The 16,547-nt window shown below is 69.5% G+C and carries 17 protein-coding genes; 8 read left to right on the top strand and 9 right to left on the bottom strand.

The genetic code is table 11. From position 1 onward, the window contains the following. Positions 1 to 60: 60 nt before the first annotated feature. The 4 genes from ACJMNC_RS09705 to ACJMNC_RS09690 are packed head-to-tail and all read left to right on the top strand — an operon-like array spanning position 61 to position 4,347. Positions 61 to 1,350 (top strand): MFS transporter, encoded by a 1,290-nt coding sequence (locus ACJMNC_RS09705; protein ID WP_408947745.1) that lies wholly within the window; start codon positions 61 to 63, stop codon positions 1,348 to 1,350. Further along, entirely contained in the window at positions 1,347 to 2,201 is an 855-nt protein-coding gene (locus ACJMNC_RS09700) for an exodeoxyribonuclease III (protein ID WP_408947744.1), read from the top strand. The genes ACJMNC_RS09705 and ACJMNC_RS09700 overlap by 4 nt, the downstream gene beginning before the upstream one ends. 43 nt (positions 2,202 to 2,244) lie before the next feature. Then, on the top strand, positions 2,245 to 3,279 hold the full coding sequence (gene trpS, locus ACJMNC_RS09695; RefSeq protein WP_408947743.1) for a tryptophan--tRNA ligase: 1,035 nt from the start codon (positions 2,245 to 2,247) through the stop codon (positions 3,277 to 3,279). 12 nt (positions 3,280 to 3,291) lie between these two features. Continuing rightward, positions 3,292 to 4,347, top strand: coding sequence for a YhjD/YihY/BrkB family envelope integrity protein (locus ACJMNC_RS09690; protein WP_408947742.1), 1,056 nt, complete (start codon positions 3,292 to 3,294; stop codon positions 4,345 to 4,347). Positions 4,348 to 4,387: 40 nt separating this feature from the next. Here the strand turns inward: ACJMNC_RS09690 and ACJMNC_RS09685 are convergent, their stop codons facing one another. The 5 genes from ACJMNC_RS09685 to sdhC all read right to left on the bottom strand — a co-directional run bounded on the left by ACJMNC_RS09685 (position 4,388) and on the right by sdhC (position 9,179). Next, the gene (locus ACJMNC_RS09685; protein WP_408947741.1) at positions 4,388 to 5,653 is read right to left on the bottom strand and encodes a serine hydrolase; all 1,266 of its coding nucleotides are present in this window, start codon (positions 5,651 to 5,653) and stop codon (positions 4,388 to 4,390) included. A 122-nt stretch (positions 5,654 to 5,775) separates the two neighbouring features. Further along, positions 5,776 to 6,561: a succinate dehydrogenase iron-sulfur subunit gene (locus tag ACJMNC_RS09680; RefSeq protein WP_408947740.1), complete on the bottom strand. Its 786-nt coding sequence runs from the start codon at positions 6,559 to 6,561 to the stop codon at positions 5,776 to 5,778. Continuing rightward, complete coding sequence (sdhA, locus tag ACJMNC_RS09675; RefSeq protein ID WP_408947739.1) at positions 6,561 to 8,315, bottom strand: succinate dehydrogenase flavoprotein subunit; 1,755 nt, start codon at positions 8,313 to 8,315, stop codon at positions 6,561 to 6,563. Before sdhA ends, ACJMNC_RS09680 begins: the two co-directional genes overlap by 1 nt. A 14-nt stretch (positions 8,316 to 8,329) precedes the next feature. Continuing rightward, a complete protein-coding gene (locus tag ACJMNC_RS09670) occupies positions 8,330 to 8,758 on the bottom strand; it encodes a succinate dehydrogenase hydrophobic membrane anchor subunit (RefSeq protein WP_408947738.1) in 429 nt (142 codons plus the stop codon). A 13-nt stretch (positions 8,759 to 8,771) separates the two neighbouring features. Then, positions 8,772 to 9,179, bottom strand: a complete 408-nt coding sequence (gene sdhC, locus ACJMNC_RS09665) for a succinate dehydrogenase, cytochrome b556 subunit (RefSeq protein WP_408947737.1) — start codon at positions 9,177 to 9,179, stop codon at positions 8,772 to 8,774. A 157-nt stretch (positions 9,180 to 9,336) separates the two neighbouring features. Between sdhC and ACJMNC_RS09660 the strand changes: the two genes are divergently transcribed. From ACJMNC_RS09660 to ACJMNC_RS09650, 3 genes are all read left to right on the top strand, one after another. After that, complete coding sequence (locus ACJMNC_RS09660; protein ID WP_408947736.1) at positions 9,337 to 9,777, top strand: cytidine deaminase; 441 nt, start codon at positions 9,337 to 9,339, stop codon at positions 9,775 to 9,777. Beyond that, positions 9,774 to 11,075, top strand: a complete 1,302-nt coding sequence (locus ACJMNC_RS09655) for a thymidine phosphorylase (protein ID WP_408947735.1) — start codon at positions 9,774 to 9,776, stop codon at positions 11,073 to 11,075. Before ACJMNC_RS09660 ends, ACJMNC_RS09655 begins: the two co-directional genes overlap by 4 nt. A gap of 132 nt (positions 11,076 to 11,207) precedes the next feature. Next, a complete protein-coding gene (locus ACJMNC_RS09650) occupies positions 11,208 to 12,311 on the top strand; it encodes an adenosine deaminase (RefSeq protein ID WP_408947734.1) in 1,104 nt (367 codons plus the stop codon). Here the strand turns inward: ACJMNC_RS09650 and ACJMNC_RS09645 are convergent, their stop codons facing one another. The 4 genes from ACJMNC_RS09645 to ACJMNC_RS09630 all read right to left on the bottom strand — a co-directional run bounded on the left by ACJMNC_RS09645 (position 12,312) and on the right by ACJMNC_RS09630 (position 15,753). Then, complete coding sequence (locus tag ACJMNC_RS09645) at positions 12,312 to 13,058, bottom strand: GAP family protein (RefSeq protein ID WP_408947733.1); 747 nt, start codon at positions 13,056 to 13,058, stop codon at positions 12,312 to 12,314. A 115-nt stretch (positions 13,059 to 13,173) separates the two neighbouring features. Next, positions 13,174 to 14,445, bottom strand: coding sequence for a primosomal protein (locus ACJMNC_RS09640; RefSeq protein WP_408947732.1), 1,272 nt, complete (start codon positions 14,443 to 14,445; stop codon positions 13,174 to 13,176). A 70-nt stretch (positions 14,446 to 14,515) separates the two neighbouring features. Further along, entirely contained in the window at positions 14,516 to 15,427 is a 912-nt protein-coding gene (locus ACJMNC_RS09635) for a C40 family peptidase (RefSeq protein WP_408947731.1), read from the bottom strand. Next, positions 15,424 to 15,753, bottom strand: coding sequence for a type VII secretion target (locus tag ACJMNC_RS09630; RefSeq protein ID WP_408947730.1), 330 nt, complete (start codon positions 15,751 to 15,753; stop codon positions 15,424 to 15,426). Before ACJMNC_RS09630 ends, ACJMNC_RS09635 begins: the two co-directional genes overlap by 4 nt. Positions 15,754 to 15,896: 143 nt before the next feature. On the opposite strand from ACJMNC_RS09630, the gene upp reads away from it, so the two are divergent. Continuing rightward, a complete protein-coding gene (gene upp / locus ACJMNC_RS09625) occupies positions 15,897 to 16,541 on the top strand; it encodes a uracil phosphoribosyltransferase (protein ID WP_408947729.1) in 645 nt (214 codons plus the stop codon). The last annotated feature ends 6 nt before the right edge of the window (positions 16,542 to 16,547 follow it).

Raw genomic sequence — 16,547 nt, 5'->3', positions numbered from 1 at the left:
CCGGGACGCACATCGTTCGGCCGGGGAATCGTTGACGGCGGGCCCGGCGTTGAGGTTCTGGTGAGCTCTTCGTCTTCTCCGGGCCGCTCTTCTCCGGGCCGCTCGTCGCCCTCCGCCGGACCGGCGCCGCGGCATCGGTCCCATCGGGTGGGACTGGTGCTGCTGGTGCTGGCCCTCGGCGGCTTCGGCATCGGCACCACCGAATTCGTCGCGATGGGGCTGTTGCCCGACATCGCCGAGGACCTGAACGTCACCGAGCCCACCGCCGCCGGCCTGATCTCCATGTACGCCCTCGGCGTGGTGGTGGGCGCACCGTTGATCGCGGTCCTCGCCGCGCGGGTGCCGCGGCGGGTGCTGCTGATCGGCCTGATGGTGGCCTTCACACTGGGCAACGCGCTGAGCCTGATCGCCCCGAACTACGAGACGGTGATGGCGGCGCGGTTCGTCGCCGGACTGCCGCACGGCGCCTACTTCGGGGTCGGTGCGCTGGTGGCGGCGCATCTCGCCGGTCCGGGTCGACGCGCCCAGGCCGTCGGCCAGATGATGATGGGTCTGTCGGTGGCCAATGTGGTGGGTGTGCCGGTGGCGACCTGGCTGGGTCAGCACATCGGCTGGCGCGCTGCGATCGCGTTGGTGGTGATCATCGGCGCGATCACGGTGATCGCCCTCTGGTGGGTGCTGCCGGCGCTGCACGACATGCCCACCTCGGATCCACGCACCGAACTGCGCGGCCTTCGCACCGGCCAGATCTGGCTGACGCTGCTGGTCGGGGCCGTGGGATTCGGCGGCTTCTTCGCCTTCTACACCTTCCTCAATTCGGCGCTCACCTCACTCGGGCACCTGCCCGAGTCGGTGGTGCCGGTGGCGTTGGCGATGTTCGGCGCCGGCATGGTCACCGGCAACTACGTGGGCGGCCGGCTCGCGGACACGCTCGGAGACAAGGCGATCGGTCTGGGCATGCTCGCCACCGCCGCGGCACTGGTGCTGTTCGCGGCGCTGGTGAGCACCGGCTGGCCGGCGGTGGTGGTGACCTTCTTCATCGGCTGCGCCGGTTCGAGCGCCATCCCCGGTCTGCAGACCCGGCTGATGGATGTGGCCAAGCAGGCGCAGACCATCGCCGCCGCCCTCAACCACTCGGCCCTGAACGTGGCCAATGCGCTCGGGGCGTGGATCGGCGGGGTGGTGGTGGCCGCCGGCTACGGCTACCGGGCGCCGGCGCTGGCCGGTGCCGCACTGGCGCTCGCCGGGGTGGCGGTGCTGGTCGCGGCGGTGGCCGTCGGCCGTCGCTGGGCCGCGCAGGACCTGCACGAGGAGCCGGTGCCGACCGGCGGCTACGGTGGGTCCTCGTGAGCGCTCAAACATCCGGATTCACCGTCACCACCATCAACGTCAACGGCGTCCGCGCCGCCGTGAAGCAGCGCAACGACGACAACCCGGGCATGTTGCCCTGGCTGACCGCCGCCGCCCCGGATGTGGTGCTGCTGCAGGAGATCCGGGCCAGCGAGAAACTCGCCCGTAAAGCCCTCGCGCCGGCCCTCGACGACGGCTGGCAGCTGGTCATGACCGAGTCGTCGGTGGCCGGGCATGCGGGCGTCGGCCTGCTCACCCGGACCGAGCCGGCCGCCGTGCGGATCGGCTTCGGCAGCGACGAGTTCGACGGTCTCGGCCGCTACCTGGAGGCCGACGTCGACCACGACGGGCAGACCGTGACCGTCGGCAGCCTCTATCTGCCGACCGGCGCCGCGCTCACCGAGGACCCGAAGGACGTCGCCAAGTACGAGGAGAAGCTGCGCTTCCTCGACGAGTTCGGCCCCTACCTGGACGGGCTCCTCGCCTCCGGGCGTGCGGCGGTGGTCGCCGGGGACTGGAACATCGCCCCCGACGAACGCGACATCAAGAACTGGAAGGGCAACCGGAAGAACGCCGGCTTCCTGCCGCATGAACGGGAGTGGGTCGCCGCCCGGCTGGCCGGCGGCTGGGTGGATGTGGCGCGTGAACACCACGGCGACGTCCCCGGCCCGTACGCCTGGTGGTCGTGGCGCGGCAAGGCCTTCGACAACGATGCCGGCTGGCGCATCGACTACCACCTGGCCACCCCGCAACTCGCCGCCCGCACCCGCCGGACCTGGGTGGACCGGGCCGATGCCTACAACCTGCGCTGGTCCGACCACGCCCCGGTCAGCGTCGTCTTCGGTTCCTGACCTGCCCGCCGCGGCGCGCGGCGGCTTTGAGAGAATCAGGCCTATGACCACCGATTCGACACCGACTCCGCAGCCGCGCCGGGTGCTCTCCGGAATCCAGCCCACCAGCGATTCCTTCCATCTCGGCAACTACCTCGGTGCGGTGCGGCAGTGGGTGGCGCTGCAGGACCAGTTCGACGAGGCCTACTACTTCATCCCGGACATGCATGCGATCACCGTGCCGCAGGATCCCGCGCAGCTGCGTGAGCGGACGCTGCGCGCGGTGGCTCAGCTGCTGGCCGTGGGTGTGGATCCGCAGCGGGCCACGCTCTACGTCCAGTCGCACGTCCCGGAGATCGCGCAGCTCACCTGGGTGCTGACCTGCCTCACCGGTTTCGGCGAGGCCAGCCGGATGACGCAGTTCAAGGACAAGAGCGCCAAGTCCGGGCAGGACGCGGCAGGGGTGGGGCTGTTCACCTACCCGATCCTGATGGCCGCCGACATCCTGGCCTTCCAGGTCGACGACGTCCCGGTGGGCGAGGACCAGCGTCAGCACCTGGAACTGACCCGGGACTTGGCGCAGCGCTTCAACAAGCGCTACGGCCGCGCGCTGAAGGTGCCGCGCGCACACATCGTGGAGGACTTCGCCAAGATCTACGACCTGCAGAACCCGACCGCCAAGATGAGCAAGTCCGCCGACTCGGACAAGGGCCTGATCAACCTGCTCGACGACCCCAAGGCGTCGGCCAAGAAGATCCGCTCGGCCGTCACCGACACCGACACGGTGATCGCCTTCGACCGGGAGAACAAGCCCGGCGTCTCCAACCTGCTGACCATCCAGGCCGCCCTGACCGGCCGGGACCTCGACGAGATCCTCGCCGGCTACGAGGGCAAGCAGTACGGGCACCTCAAGGTGGACACCGCCGAGATCCTCACCGACTTCGTCACCCCGCTGCGCGGGCGCGTCGACGAATACCTCGCTGACCGGGCCGAACTGGATGCGATCCTGGCCGCCGGCGCGGCCAGAGCCCGCGAGGTGGCCTCGGTCACACTCGCCGACGTCTACGAGAAGATCGGATTCGTCGCGCCTATCGCGTAGCCTCTGGAACCGATGGGTGACTCGATCAAGAAACTGATCGCGCGGCTCAAGGCGGTCTACGCCGAGTTGACCGAGCGATGGGGTTGGCTGGCGCACCTGCTGGCGATGCTCGAACGGTACAACCAGCGGCGCGGCAATCTGTACGCCTCGTCGATCGCCTTCATCGGCATCCTGTCTCTGGTTCCGATCCTGATGGTGGCCTTCGCGATCGCCGGTTTCGTGCTGGCCAGCCGCCCCGATCTGGTGCAGACGATCATCGACTCGGTCGTCGAGCACATCCCCGGTGACCTCGGGGACACCCTCAGTGACGTGATCCGCTCGGCGATCGACTCCCGCGCCACCGTCGGTGTGATCGGTCTGGTCTCGGCCGCTCTGACCGGGATCGGCTGGATGAGTCTGTTCCGGACGGCGCTCACCGAGATCTGGGGTGGCCGGGCCAAACGGAACGCGATCCTCTCCAAGGTCTTCGACCTGCTCATCTTCGTCGGTCTCGGGGCGGTGTTCCTGCTGATCGTCGCTTTGTCGGTGGTCGCCAACGGCCCGATCGCGCAGTGGCTGATCGACAATCTGACCTTCCTGCCCGGCAGTCTGCGCGGCGGTCTGCTCAGCTGGGGTTCGCGGGCTGTCTCGCTGCTGGCCATCTGGGCGCTGCTCTGTTACGTCTACTCGCGGCTGCCGCTGCATCGGGTGCCGGTGCGCGCTGTGGCGGCGCCGGCCGCCGTGGTCGCACTGGTCTTCGTGCTGCTGTTCACCCTGGGCACCTCGTACCTGCAGTCGATGTTCGCCAGTCCGGCCGCCGCCGCCTTCGGTCCCGTCCTGGGTGTGATGGTCTTCGCCTACCTGGCCTCGCGGATCGTGCTGTACGGGGCCGCCTGGGCGGCATCGAACCCGGCGAACGAGGCCTACCAGATGGTCGACGAGGTGGAGCCGCCGGTGGAGGTGGAGGAGCCGGTGCTGCTCTCCCCGGTGTACGAGAACTCGCCGACGGCCCGGCCGCGCCAGCTGCTGGCCGCGATCGGACTCGGTGCGGCCGTCGCCGGTCTGGTGGAACTGTTCCGCCGGAACTAGCGCGCCCGTCCGCAGGGCCGGCCGTTCGGCGCGCCGGGATTCAGCCGCGACGGCGGCGGAGCATGCGGACGGCGATCGCCGCCAGCAGTGCCGCCACGAGAATCGCGATCACCGAACCGACGGTGACCCACGTCGAGCCCGAGGACTCCTGGTTGAGGGCGGCCTGCGGCTGCGGCTTCCCGGCGTAGGGGGAGACGTCCGAGCCGTCGGTGGCGGCGAGTGAGCCCACCGAGGTGCCCGCCGGTGCGGCGAATCCGTAGTCGAACATCCGGGCCGCCTGATCGGCGTAGGTATTGCCCTCGGTGGTCAGGCCGTACATCTGCACGATGAGCACCTTGCGGCCGTCCCGTTCGGCGGCGCCGACGAAGGTCTTGAGGGCGTCGTCGGTGTAGCCGGTCTTCCCGCCGAGCATGCCCGGGTATCCGTCGCGCAGCAGCGGATTGGAGGTGTCCATCCAGTACCCGGGATGGTCGACGTCGCCGGGCACGTCCTTGCGGGCCGGATAGCCGGGGAAGTCGTAGCCGCGCATCGCCATGACCTCGCGGAAGGTGGGGTGGCGCATGGCCTCGCGGAAGAGCACCGCCAGGTCGTACGGGGAGCTGGACATGCCGGCGGCGTCGAGTCCCGACGGGGTGGCGGCACGGGTGTCGAGGGCCCCGAGCTCGCGGGCCCGGGCGTTCATCAGGTCCAGGGTCTCCTGGTAGCCGCCGAGCTGCCGGGCCAGTGCGTTGGCGCAGTCGTTGCCGGAGACGATGAGCAGACCGGTGACCATGTCGCGTACCGTGTACTGTCCGCCCGGTCCGACTCCGCAGGCGTCGCCCTCCATGCTCCAGTCGTTGGCGGTCACCTCCACCTTCGCGTCCAGGTCGAGGTGTTCGAGCGCCAGGATCGCCAGCAGCACCTTGATCGTCGACGCCGGGCGGAACCGGCCATGCGGGTCCTTCGCGGCGATGATGTCGCCGGACTCCAGATCGGCGATCAGCCAGCCCTGCGAGTTCAGGTCGGCCGGCAGCGGACCGGCGGCGGGGTCGGCGACCACCCCGCACTCGCCCAGGCGCGCCCCGCCCACCGGCTCGTCCGGCACCGCCAGCGCCGTCGGGCTGGCCTCACCGGGGGCGACCACCTCGGACTCGTCGACGGCCGGGGCCGGCCACACCCGGTACGGGCAGTCCGCGGACTGCCCGCCGGCCGCGGCAGGGCTGGTGGCGGGCTCTGCGGCGGCGGGACCGGTCAGGGCGAGCGTCGAGACGGCGATCGCCGCGGCGGTGGCCGGCGGCAGGATCCGGGACAGGCGTGAAGCGAGCATTGCCCGATGATTCTACTGGCCGGACCGGCGCAGCCCGTCGCAGATCACGCGATCCCCGGAGACGAGCAGGGCCCCGCCGGTACGCGACCGGCGGGGCCCTCCTCTGGGCTGCAGAGATGGTTCTAGCGGGAGAACATCAGGGCGCGCTTGACTTCCTGGATGGCCTGCGTGACCTGGATGCCGCGCGGGCAGGCGTCGGTGCAGTTGAAGGTGGTGCGGCAGCGCCACACGCCGTCCATGTCGTTGAGGATGTCCAGACGCTCCACGGCGCCCTCGTCGCGGCTGTCGAAGATGAAGCGGTGCGCGTTGACGATCGCGGCCGGGCCGTAGTAGCTGCCCTCGTTCCAGAACACCGGGCAGCTGGTGGTGCAGCACGCACACAGAATGCACTTGGTGGTGTCGTCGAACCGGGCACGGTCCTTCTGCGACTGGATCCGCTCACGCGTCGGCTCGTTGCCGCTGGTGATCAGGAACGGCTTGATGGCGCGGTAGGCGTCGAAGAACGGCTCCATGTCGACCACGAGGTCCTTCTCCACCGGCAGACCCTTGATGGGCTCGATGGTGATGGTGATCTCCTTGGCCGGATCCTTGGGGAGCAGATCCTTCATCAGGAGCTTGCAGGCCAGCCGGTTCACCCCGTTGATCCGCATCGCGTCGCTGCCGCACACGCCGTGCGCACACGACCGGCGGAAGGTGAAGCTGCCGTCGAGGTAGCCCTTGACGTACAGCAGCAGGTTCAGCAGACGGTCGGTCGGCAGCGCCGGCACGCGGAAGCTCTCGAAGCCCTGGGCGTCGGGATCCTCCGGGTTGAAGCGGTAGATCTTGAGCGTGACCATCGTCGCCTCGGGCGGAACCGGAGGCAGCGGAGGCTCGTTGGCCGCGGGGTTCTTCTCCAGAGTTGCAGTCATCAGTACTTCCGCTCCATCGGCTCGTAGCGGGTCTGGACCACGGGCTTGTAATCGAGCTCGATGTCCGAGATCAGACCCTGCCCCTTCTTGTAGGCCATGGTGTGAACCATGTAGTTCTCGTCGTCGCGCTTCTGGTAGTCCTCGCGGGCGTGGCCGCCGCGCGACTCCTTGCGGTTCAGCGCGCCGACGACGGTCACCTCGGCCAGCTCGAGCAGGAAGCCCAGCTCGACGGCTTCGAGGAGATCGGAGTTGAACCGCTTGCCCTTGTCGTGGATCCGCACGTGGTTGTAGCGCTCCTTGAGCGCGCGGACGTCGCTGAGCGCCTGGTTCAGCGTGTCCTCGGTGCGGAAGACCGCGGCGTTGTTGTCCATGGTCTGCTGCAGCTCGGTGCGGATGTCGGCCACCCGCTCGTTGCCGTGCTCGGAGAGCAGGCCGGCCAGCCACTCGTCGACCATCGCGGTGGGAGTCTCCTCCAGCGGCACGAACTCGTGGCTGTTGGCGTACTCGGCGGCGGCGATGCCGGCGCGCCGGCCGAAGACGTTGATGTCGAGCAGCGAGTTGGTGCCCAGGCGGTTGGCGCCGTGCACCGACACGCAGGCGCACTCGCCGGCCGCGTACAGGCCGTGGACCACCTGGTCGTTGTTGGCCAGTGCCTGACCGGTGATGGTGGTGGGGATGCCGCCCATCACGTAGTGACAGGTCGGGTACACCGGCACCAGCTCGGTCACCGGGTCCACACCCAGGTAGGTGCGGGCGAACTCGGTGATGTCCGGCAGCTTCTCGTTGAGGACGTCCTCGCCGAGGTGGCGCACGTCGATGTAGACGTAGTCCTTGTTGGGGCCGGCGCCGCGGCCCTCGAGCACCTCGGTGACCATCGACCGGGCGACGATGTCACGCGGCGCGAGGTCCTTGATGGTGGGGGCGTAGCGCTCCATGAAGCGCTCGCCGTCGACGTTGCGCAGGATGCCGCCCTCGCCGCGGACCGCCTCCGAGATGAGGATGCCCAGGCCGGCCAGGCCGGTCGGATGGAACTGGTGGAACTCCATGTCCTCGAGCGGCAGGCCCTTGCGGAAGACGATCCCCATGCCGTCACCGGTGAGGGTGTGTGCGTTGGAGGTGGTCTTGTACATGCGGCCGGATCCGCCGGTGGCGAAGACGATCGACTTGGCGTGGAAGACGTGGATCTCGCCGGTGGCCAGCTCGTAGGCGACGACCCCGTTGGCGACGGGCTCGCCGTCCTCGTTGGTCGTCATGTTGATGTCCAGGGCGTAGAACTCGTTGAAGAACTCCACGTCGTGCTTGACGCAGTTCTGATACAGCGTCTGCAGGATCATGTGGCCGGTGCGGTCGGCGGCGTAGCAGGCGCGGCGGACCGGGGCCTTGCCGTGATCGCGGGTGTGACCGCCGAAGCGGCGCTGGTCGATCCGGCCCTCAGGGGTGCGGTTGAACGGCAGACCCATCTTCTCCAGGTCGAGCACCGCGTCGATGGCCTCCTTGGCCATCAGCTCGGCGGCATCCTGGTCGACGATGTAGTCGCCGCCCTTGACCGTGTCGAAGGTGTGCCACTCCCAGTTGTCCTCCTCGACGTTGGCCAGTGCGGCGCACATGCCGCCCTGAGCCGCGCCGGTGTGGCTGCGGGTGGGGTAGAGCTTGGTCAGAACGGCGGTGCGGGCGCGCGGCGCGGCCTCGATGGCTGCGCGCATCCCGGCGCCGCCGGCGCCCACGATGACGACGTCATAGCGGTGTTCCTGCATGAGGGTCAGGTCTCCTAGTTGCCGAAGGTGAGGATCGCGTAGGTGCCGAGGACGAGGACCAGGAGCATCGAGATCCCCAGGACCACATTCAGCCAGAAGCGGGTGGCGTCCTTACGGGAGTAGTCCGCGATCACGGTGCGCAGGCCGTTGCCGCCGTGCAGCTGAGCCAGCCACAGCATGAGCAGATCCCAGATCTGCCAGAACGGCTGCCGCCAGCGGTCGGCGACGAAGGCGGCGTCGATGCGGTGCACGCCGTCGTCCCAGGCGAGCATGATGAACATGTGGCCGATGGCCAGGATGATCAGGGCCAGGCCCGAGAAGCGCATGAACAGCCATGCCCACTTCTCGAAATTGCCGCCCTTGCGCGGGCGCGGGCTCCGCGGATTGTCCAGGCTGGCCGGGCGGTCGTACTCCTTGCCCAGGGTCTTTGCTTCAACAGTCATGGGTTGCGGCTCCCTAGAAGGCGTGCGTGAACAGGATCTGCAGCAGGCGCACGGCCGCAGCGATGAACACGATGGCGAAGACGGTCAGGACGGTCCACAGCATCTGGCGCTGGTACTTGGCGCCCTTGCCCCAGAAGTCCACGAGGATCACGCGCAGGCCGTTGAGTGCGTGGTAGAGCACGCAGAAGACCAGGCCGATCTCCATCAGGCCGATGATCGGAGTCTTGTAGGTCTCGATGATCTCGGTGTACGTGCTCTCGTTCACGCGGATGACCGCGGTGTCGAGGACGTGCACGAAGAGGAAGAAGAAGATGCTGACGCCGGTGATGCGGTGCAGCACCCACGACCACATGCCCGGGTCTCCCCGGTAAAGAGAGCGCTTGCGCACCGGTGCCGGTGCAACCTCCGTGGGGGTGCTCATCGCGAAACTACGCCTCCAAAGTGTCGACTAGAAACCTCGGGCACCGCGGGCATGACCGCGCCGAGCGGGTCCCAATACGTTTGACTTTAAACCCATGCTGAGTGATGTCGTAAATTGCTCGAATAATGTGACCTAAGACAATTGTTGTTTATTAGGTATGCCTTACCTACGGCCATTTAGGGAAAGGAGTCGCCCGGTGACTCAGGAAATCGACTTCACCACCCTTCGTGATGCCGCCAGAGGGGTGGTGACCAGGGCATATGCACCCTACTCGGGGCTGTCTGTGGGTGCCGCCACACTGAGTGAAACGGGCCACATCGCGGTCGGATGCAATGTGGAGAATGTCTCATACGGTCTCGGTGTCTGCGCGGAAGTGTCGATGGTCGCCGGCGCTGTTTCTGCGGGAGAGCGGAGGCTGCTCGCAGTGAGCGTCTGCGACGGCCGCGGGCGCCTGCTGACCCCCTGCGGACGGTGCCGGCAGGTACTGCTCGAGTTCGGCGGTCCCGGACTGCTGGTGGACACCGACGACGGTCCGCGACGGCTCGGTGAGCTGCTCCCGGAGGCCTTCGGTCCCGACGATCTCGAGCGCGGCCGGTGAGCGCGGCCCTCGACCCGGTGAGCGTGATCGTCGCCAAACGCGACGGGCGCGAGCTGACCGGCGGGCAGATCGCCGCCGTCGTCGACGGCTACACCCGCGGGCGGGTGGCCGACGAGCAGGTGTCCGCGCTGCTGATGGCGATCCTGCTGCGCGGAATGAGCCGCCGGGAGATCGTCGACTGGACCGGGGCGATGATTGCCTCGGGCAGCCGGCTCGACCTGAGCGGGCTGCGCCGGGACGGACACCCGTTGGTGACCGTCGACAAGCACTCCACCGGCGGGGTGGGCGACAAGATCACCCTGCCGCTGACCCCGCTGATCGCCGCCTGCGGACTGGCCGTCCCGCAGATGTCCGGCCGCGGCCTCGGGCACACCGGCGGCACCCTGGACAAGCTCGAGGCCATCCCCGGCTGGCGGGCCGACCTGACCGCCGACCGGCTGGTCGAGCAGCTCGAGCAGGTCGGTGCGGTGATCTGCGCGGCCACCGCCGACCTGGCGCCGGCGGACCGCAAGCTCTACGCGCTGCGCGATGTGACCGGCACCGTCCCGGCGATCCCGCTGATCGCCAGCTCGATCATGAGTAAGAAGATCGCCGAGGGCACCTCGGCGCTGGTGCTGGACGTCAAGGTGGGGAGCGGCGCCTTCATGACCACCGTGGACGACGCTGCCGAACTGGCCCGGACCATGGTCGATCTGGGTGCCGATGCGGGTGTGCGCACCCGTGCCCTGCTCACCGACATGTCCACCCCGCTCGGCCGCAGCGCCGGCAACGCCGTCGAGGTGGCCGAGGCGCTGGAGGTGCTGGCCGGGGGAGGACCACCCGACGTGCGCGACCTGACCCTGGCCCTGGCGGAGGAGATGCTCGCCGCGGCGGGCCGGGCCGACGTCGACCCGGCGGCGGTGCTCGCCGGCGGGAAGGCCATGGATGCCTGGCGGGCGCTGATCGCCGCGCAGGGTGGCGATCCCGCGGCCCCGCTGCCGCGGGCCCGGCACACCCGGCAGGTGGAGGCGGCCGCGTCGGGCTACCTGGCGGGACTCGATGCGCTGGCCGTGGGCCATGCGGCCTGGGAACTCGGGGCCGGTCGTTCGGTGCCCGGCGAGGCCGTCTCACCGGTGGCCGGGGTGACCTGGCATGCCGGGGTCGGCGACCGGGTGCACGCCGGTGCGCCGCTGCTGACTCTGCACACCGACCACCCGGAGCGATTCGAACGGGCCCTGGCCCGTCTCGACGGGGCGGTGACGATCACCGCGGAGCGTCCGCAGGTACCCGGCAGCCGGGTCCTCGGCCGGGTGGAGTGACGCCGCGGCGGCGCCGGAGCGGACGAATCCTCGGTGGCGCCGATGCCGCCCGGGGTGAACACTCGGCGACATCTTCGGCTCGTCGGCGTCGGGCGGCCCAACGGGGCCGGTAGGCCGGGTTACCGTCGAGGCATGATCACCCTCGACGACTGCCGGCTCGCCCCCAAGGTTCTGCTGCACGATCACCTCGACGGTGGACTGCGACCGGCCACCGTGCTGGAACTGGCCGAGCAGGACGGCTACCGGGGACTGCCCGCCGACGACGCCGCCGCGCTGGCCACCTGGTTCGCCACGGCCGCCGACAGCGGCTCGCTCGAGACCTACCTGGAGACCTTCACCCACACCGTCGCCGTCATGCAGACCGCCGACGCACTGCGCCGGGTGGCCCGCGAATGTGCGGAGGACCTGGCCGGGGACGGCGTGGTGTACGCCGAGGTGCGCTTCGCCCCGGAACTGCACGTAGAACGCGGACTGAGCCTGGACGAGGTGGTCGAGGCGGTGCTCGCCGGTTTCGCCGAAGGCCAGGAACAGGCCCGCGCCGCCGGCACGCCGATCACGGTGCGCACACTGCTCACCGCCATGCGGCACGCCGCCCGCTCACAGGAGATCGCGGAGCTGGCGGTGCGCTTCGCGGGCCGGGGAGTGGCCGGCTTCGACATCGCCGGCGCCGAAGCCGGGAACCCGCCGTCGAGACACCTCGCCGCCTTCGAGTTCATGCGGGACCACAACGCGCACTTCACCATTCATGCCGGTGAAGCCTTCGGGCTGCCGTCGATTCACGAGGCGATCGCCTTCTGCGGCGCGGATCGTCTCGGCCACGGGGTGCGGGTGATAGACGACATCACGCTGCCGCCGGGCTGCGGACCGGACGATCGGGACTTCACCGGGGCGAGGCTGGGCCCGATCGCCGACTACGTGCGGGACAAGCGGATTCCGCTGGAGCTGTGCCCGAGCAGCAATGTGCAGACCGGGGCGGTGCCGTCCATCGAGCAGCATCCGTTCAACATTCTGGCGCGGCTGCGGTTCCGGGTGACCGTGAACACCGACAACCGGCTGATGAGCAACACTTCGATGAGCCGCGAGTTCCTCCTGCTGCACGAGGTCTTCGGCTTCGGCTGGAGCGACTTCGAACGGTTCACCGTCAACGCCATGAAGTCGGCGTTCATTCACTTCGATGAGCGCATCGCGTTCATCGACGAGGTGATCAAGCCGGGCTACGCCGTGCTGATGGGCTGATCAGAGCACGCTCTCGATGCCCTCGTAGAGGTAGTAGACGCCGAGCACTGCGAACAGCACGATGCTGATGGGGGTCAAGTGCGCCTCGATCCACTCGCGGGCGCGGCGCAGCGGACCGATGACGCGGTCGCCGGCCACCAGTGCGACCGTCACCGGCACGATGACGCCGATCGACGCGATCAGTGTGAAAATCGCTGCGGCGAGGAAGGTTTCGGGAATGTTCAGGTCTTCGGTGCCCAGGGTGGCGCCGGCACTGATGCCCAGCGGGATGTTCTTGAAGACGATGACGCCCTGCGCCAGGCCCAGGCCGAAGCAGCCGAGGACGCTCACGCCGTCGAGCCGGTCGAGCAGGCCCGGTTTCGCGGAGGCGGTGGGCACACCGAACTCGGTCTCGAGGTATTCGGCCGGCGCCTGCGCGCCGTCGGGACCGCCCTTGCGGCGTTTGAGCCAGGCGATCGCGGCGAGCAGGAAGAAGAGGCCGGCGAAGACCAGTTTGCCGATGCTGATGCCGTCGGCGGTGTCCTGCGGATTCTCCTCGTCGGCGGAGTCGACGAGCCACCAGGAGAGCATGGTGATGGCGAACAGGGTGGTCCACCAGCCGACGCCGAAGAGGCTCGCGCGCAGCGGGCCGCGATCCCCGAGGAGCAGCACGATGGCCGTCGTGATCGCGAACGGACTGATAGCCAGCGCGATGGCGTAGGCGAGCGTATCGGCCAGCGTGGTCCACATGAGGGCGGATGTTGCCACACCATCACCCAGAGACGGCGCCGATCTGCCCGGGTACGGCGAGATCTGGCACGGACTGCTCCCGATGCGTCCGGCCCGGAGCGATGCTCCGGGCCGGACGTGGTCGATCGGGGCGTCAGCCGCGGCGGACCAGACGCTCCTCGAAGTCGTGAACCAGGGCGCGCCAGGACTCGGCCTCGTTGTCGAACGGTCCGGACGGCGCCAGCCGGTTCGGATCGGGGTTGATCGCGTAGTCCACGAACCAGCCGAGCGGGGTGGTGGTGCCCAGCGCCTCGGAGACGGTGCCCAGATCCGCGAAATCGGCGGCATCCGTGAGCAACTCCACCGCCAGATCCAGCTGCTTGCCGTCCACCCGGCGCGGCCCCTCGAGCATGTCCTCGTCGATGCCCGAGAGCGCGTACACGTTCTCCGGCAGCACGTCGTAGACCAGCTCGCCGCCGTTGGCCATCGCCTGCACCTCGTCGTAGGTGGAGACGTGGGCCAGGGCGTGATCGTTGGAGTTGGCCAGATAGCGGGTCAGTCCGCGTTCGGAACTGAAGCCGTAGATGACGCCGTCTTTGCCCAGGAAGACCGGTTCGTCGCCGAGATAGCAACGCAGGGAGAGGAACTCGCCCTCGTCGGTGTAGATCCGGATCGGGTCGATGCCGACCTCGGCCCAGAAACCCTCGTCCTCGTCGTCCTCGTCGTCCGCGTCCTGATCGTCGTCCTCGTCGGACTCGCCGTCCTCCGAGTCGTCGTCGAGCGGGTCGATCGGATCGAAGTCCGGCTCGTCCTCGTCCTCGGCGGAGGCGGCCGCCTCGAGCTCGTCCTCGGCGATCTCGAGGGCCTTGGCGTCCACGTCCGGGACGCTGACCACGCCGTCGAGCTCGTCGATCACGTCGTCCCAGTGCTTGGCGATCAGCCGGCCGATGCGCACCCACAGGTCGATGCCGTCGCGGCCGCGGAAGTTGTCGGTGCCCACGGTCACCGCACCGGTGATCGGGTTGGCGGTGAAGAACTTGGTGGTGGCCGGCAGCTCACAGACCTCGCCGAGAATCCGGACGATCTCCAGTGCGTCCTCGAGTTCGGCGACCACCTCGGGCCGCGGGTCCTCGGCGGCGAGCTCGGGGACGCCGATCAGGTCGTAGCTGTGCTTGTCGTCGGGGATCAGCTCGGTGATCGCCACCTGCTGCAGCGTCTCCCACTGCGGATGGTCCACCAGGTCGTTGTCGTCGTCGGTGCGCACGAAGGCGGCCAGCGCGGCGACCGACTCGAACGCGTACAGATCGTCCTCGAGCCCGAGGAAGCCCTCCCACTCGTCGTCGCCCTCGCGCCAGCGCGGAGCCCACAAGGTCACGAGATTGCCCTCGGTGAGGCCGAGTTCGATGGGAACGATGTCACCTGCCATGCGCATGAGCCTACCGGTGGCGATCGGTGTCATCGACCCGGTGTCGCAGGTTGGCTGCGCGGGCGCGGTCTCACCTCGGCCGGTAGAAGCCTTCGAAGGTCTGATCGAGGTTGGTGGTGCGCACCGGACTCACCTGAACGGGGTCGCCGGCCTCGACAATCTGACCATTGCCGACGTACATCGCCACGTGACCGGACCACACCGCCAGATCGCCCGGCTGCAGCTCGGACCGGGCGACCGCATAGCCGGCGGTGTCCTGGTCCTGCGCCAGCCGGGGCAGTTCGAGTCCGGCCTGGCGGTAGGCCCACTGCGTCAGTCCGCTGCAGTCGAAGCCGCCGGGCGCGGTGCCGCCCCACACATACGGGGTGCCGCGCTGACTCAGGGCGGCCCGCACCGCGGCCGCCGCCCGGGCATCGGGCGCGTAGGCCACCGAGCCGTCGGGCAGGGTGATCGGGATCCGCCCACCGCCGGCCACCGTCACCTCGGCGGGAGCCGGCGTCCGGCCCAGCCGCGCCGCATCCCCGGCCAGTTCCGCCTGCGTCTTCTGCACCACCGCCAGCCCGCGCTGCAGATGCGCCGCGGCCACCGGCAACAGGGCGGCGAGCGTCGCCGGGGACAGGGTCGGCGCCACGGCGGAGGCCGACGCGACGAACGAGTCGACGAGCCCGTTCAGCTCGGTGTTGGCCCGCCGTACCCGGTCGGCGGCCGTCTGCACCACCGCCGCGTAGTCCACCCCCTGATCGGCCAGCGCCCGGTCCTCGGTCGCCGCCCGCTCGGCCAGCGCGGTGGCCGCGGTCCCCGCACGGCCCCGCCAGCCGTCGACGGCCTGCCGGCCGGTCCGGGCCGAGAGTTCGGCGGCCTGCTCGAGCCGTTGCGACGCCGATCCCAGCGCCGCGTCCACCCCGCCGGCCGGCAGCACCCCCGTGCCCAGAGCTGCCACCAGCGCCCGCAACGGCGCGACCAGTATCTCCACCCCGCTCATACCGTCACCTCCCCGCCGTTTGCGGTATCCGCGCCGTCGTAGGCCAGGGCTGCGACGGCGGTACGGTCCGCATGCTCGACGTGGACGGCGCTCGCCGCGTCCAACTGCCGGGCCCGCCCGTTCATCGCCGCGGTGAGTGCACCCAGAAAGGGCGCACCGATCAACCCGAAGGTGGGCACCAGTTGCGCACTGTCGAAGCGTTCGGCGGCCGCCTGCGCGGCCACCGCCCCGGCCGCACCGCTCTGCGCGCCGGCGATGCCGGTCAGGGTGTCTGGGGACACGGTCAGCGCAGAGCCGCCGATAGTCGTAGTCGTCTCGTCGTTCATGACAATTGGACGCAGCGCACGCCGGTTCGGTTCCACGAAACGCCGGGGGCCGTCGAACCGGGCAGGCAGGTCGACCGCGCCCGCACGACCGACCTCGATCAGACCGTCGAAGGCTTCTAGCGGCCCCGATAGGCTGATGGCCCATGAGCACCGATGCGGTCGACCTGCACGTCGTGGCCCACCCGCTGGTCCAGTCCCGGCTCACGGCGCTGCGCGACGAACGGACCGGGAACGACCGGTTCCGCGAAACGCTGTCCCAGCTGGCCCGCATGCTGGTCTACGAGGCGTTGGCGCAGGCGCCGACGGTGGACCGGCCGGTGACGACGCCGATCGGCCCGTGCGCGGGCACCCGGCTGAGCCGGCCGCCGCTGCTGGTGCCGGTGCTGCGCGCCGGCCTGGGCATGCTCGATGCGGCGCTGTCGATGGTCCCGGAGGCCGGGATCGGCTTCGTCGGACTGGCCCGCGACGAGCAGACCAAGCAGCCGTGCGAATACCTGGTGTCGCTGCCCGACGACCTGAGCGAGCAGCCGGTGATCATCCTCGAACCGATGCTGGCCACCGGCGGATCGCTGGTGCATGCGCTCGACGTGCTGGCCGCCCGCGGCGCCGCCGACGTCACCATCGTCTCGGCGGTGGGGGCGCCGCAGGGCCTGGCGGCGCTGCAAGCTTCCGGTCATCGCGTGCGGCTGATCCTGGCCGCCCTCGACGACGGCCTCAACGAGGACGCGTACATCGTCCCCGGGCTCGGCGATGCCGGCGACCGTCAGTACGGCCCGCGGCAGTTCTGACGCCCG

Origin of the sequence: Gordonia sp. VNK21, from assembly GCF_046098115.1 — a bacterium.
In the GTDB taxonomy this organism is placed as follows: domain Bacteria; phylum Actinomycetota; class Actinomycetes; order Mycobacteriales; family Mycobacteriaceae; genus Gordonia.
Note: the sequence above shows the minus strand (reverse complement) of the source record. Positions and strands in the feature narration are given on the sequence as shown.

Excerpts from the sequence above, each read along its gene's own strand:
- trpS (WP_408947743.1), top strand. The coding sequence starts at position 2,245 with ATGACCACCGATTCGACACCGACTCCGCAGCCGCGCCGGGTGCTCTCC.
- ACJMNC_RS09690 (WP_408947742.1), top strand. The coding sequence starts at position 3,292 with ATGGGTGACTCGATCAAGAAACTGATCGCGCGGCTCAAGGCGGTCTAC.
- ACJMNC_RS09685 (WP_408947741.1), bottom strand. The coding sequence starts at position 5,653 with ATGCTCGCTTCACGCCTGTCCCGGATCCTGCCGCCGGCCACCGCCGCG.
- ACJMNC_RS09680 (WP_408947740.1), bottom strand. The coding sequence starts at position 6,561 with ATGACTGCAACTCTGGAGAAGAACCCCGCGGCCAACGAGCCTCCGCTG.
- sdhA (WP_408947739.1), bottom strand. The coding sequence starts at position 8,315 with ATGCAGGAACACCGCTATGACGTCGTCATCGTGGGCGCCGGCGGCGCC.
- ACJMNC_RS09670 (WP_408947738.1), bottom strand. The coding sequence starts at position 8,758 with ATGACTGTTGAAGCAAAGACCCTGGGCAAGGAGTACGACCGCCCGGCC.
- sdhC (WP_408947737.1), bottom strand. The coding sequence starts at position 9,179 with ATGAGCACCCCCACGGAGGTTGCACCGGCACCGGTGCGCAAGCGCTCT.
- ACJMNC_RS09660 (WP_408947736.1), top strand. The coding sequence starts at position 9,337 with ATGCCTTACCTACGGCCATTTAGGGAAAGGAGTCGCCCGGTGACTCAG.
- ACJMNC_RS09650 (WP_408947734.1), top strand. The coding sequence starts at position 11,208 with ATGATCACCCTCGACGACTGCCGGCTCGCCCCCAAGGTTCTGCTGCAC.
- ACJMNC_RS09640 (WP_408947732.1), bottom strand. The coding sequence starts at position 14,445 with ATGGCAGGTGACATCGTTCCCATCGAACTCGGCCTCACCGAGGGCAAT.
- ACJMNC_RS09635 (WP_408947731.1), bottom strand. The coding sequence starts at position 15,427 with ATGAGCGGGGTGGAGATACTGGTCGCGCCGTTGCGGGCGCTGGTGGCA.
- ACJMNC_RS09630 (WP_408947730.1), bottom strand. The coding sequence starts at position 15,753 with ATGAACGACGAGACGACTACGACTATCGGCGGCTCTGCGCTGACCGTG.
- upp (WP_408947729.1), top strand. The coding sequence starts at position 15,897 with ATGAGCACCGATGCGGTCGACCTGCACGTCGTGGCCCACCCGCTGGTC.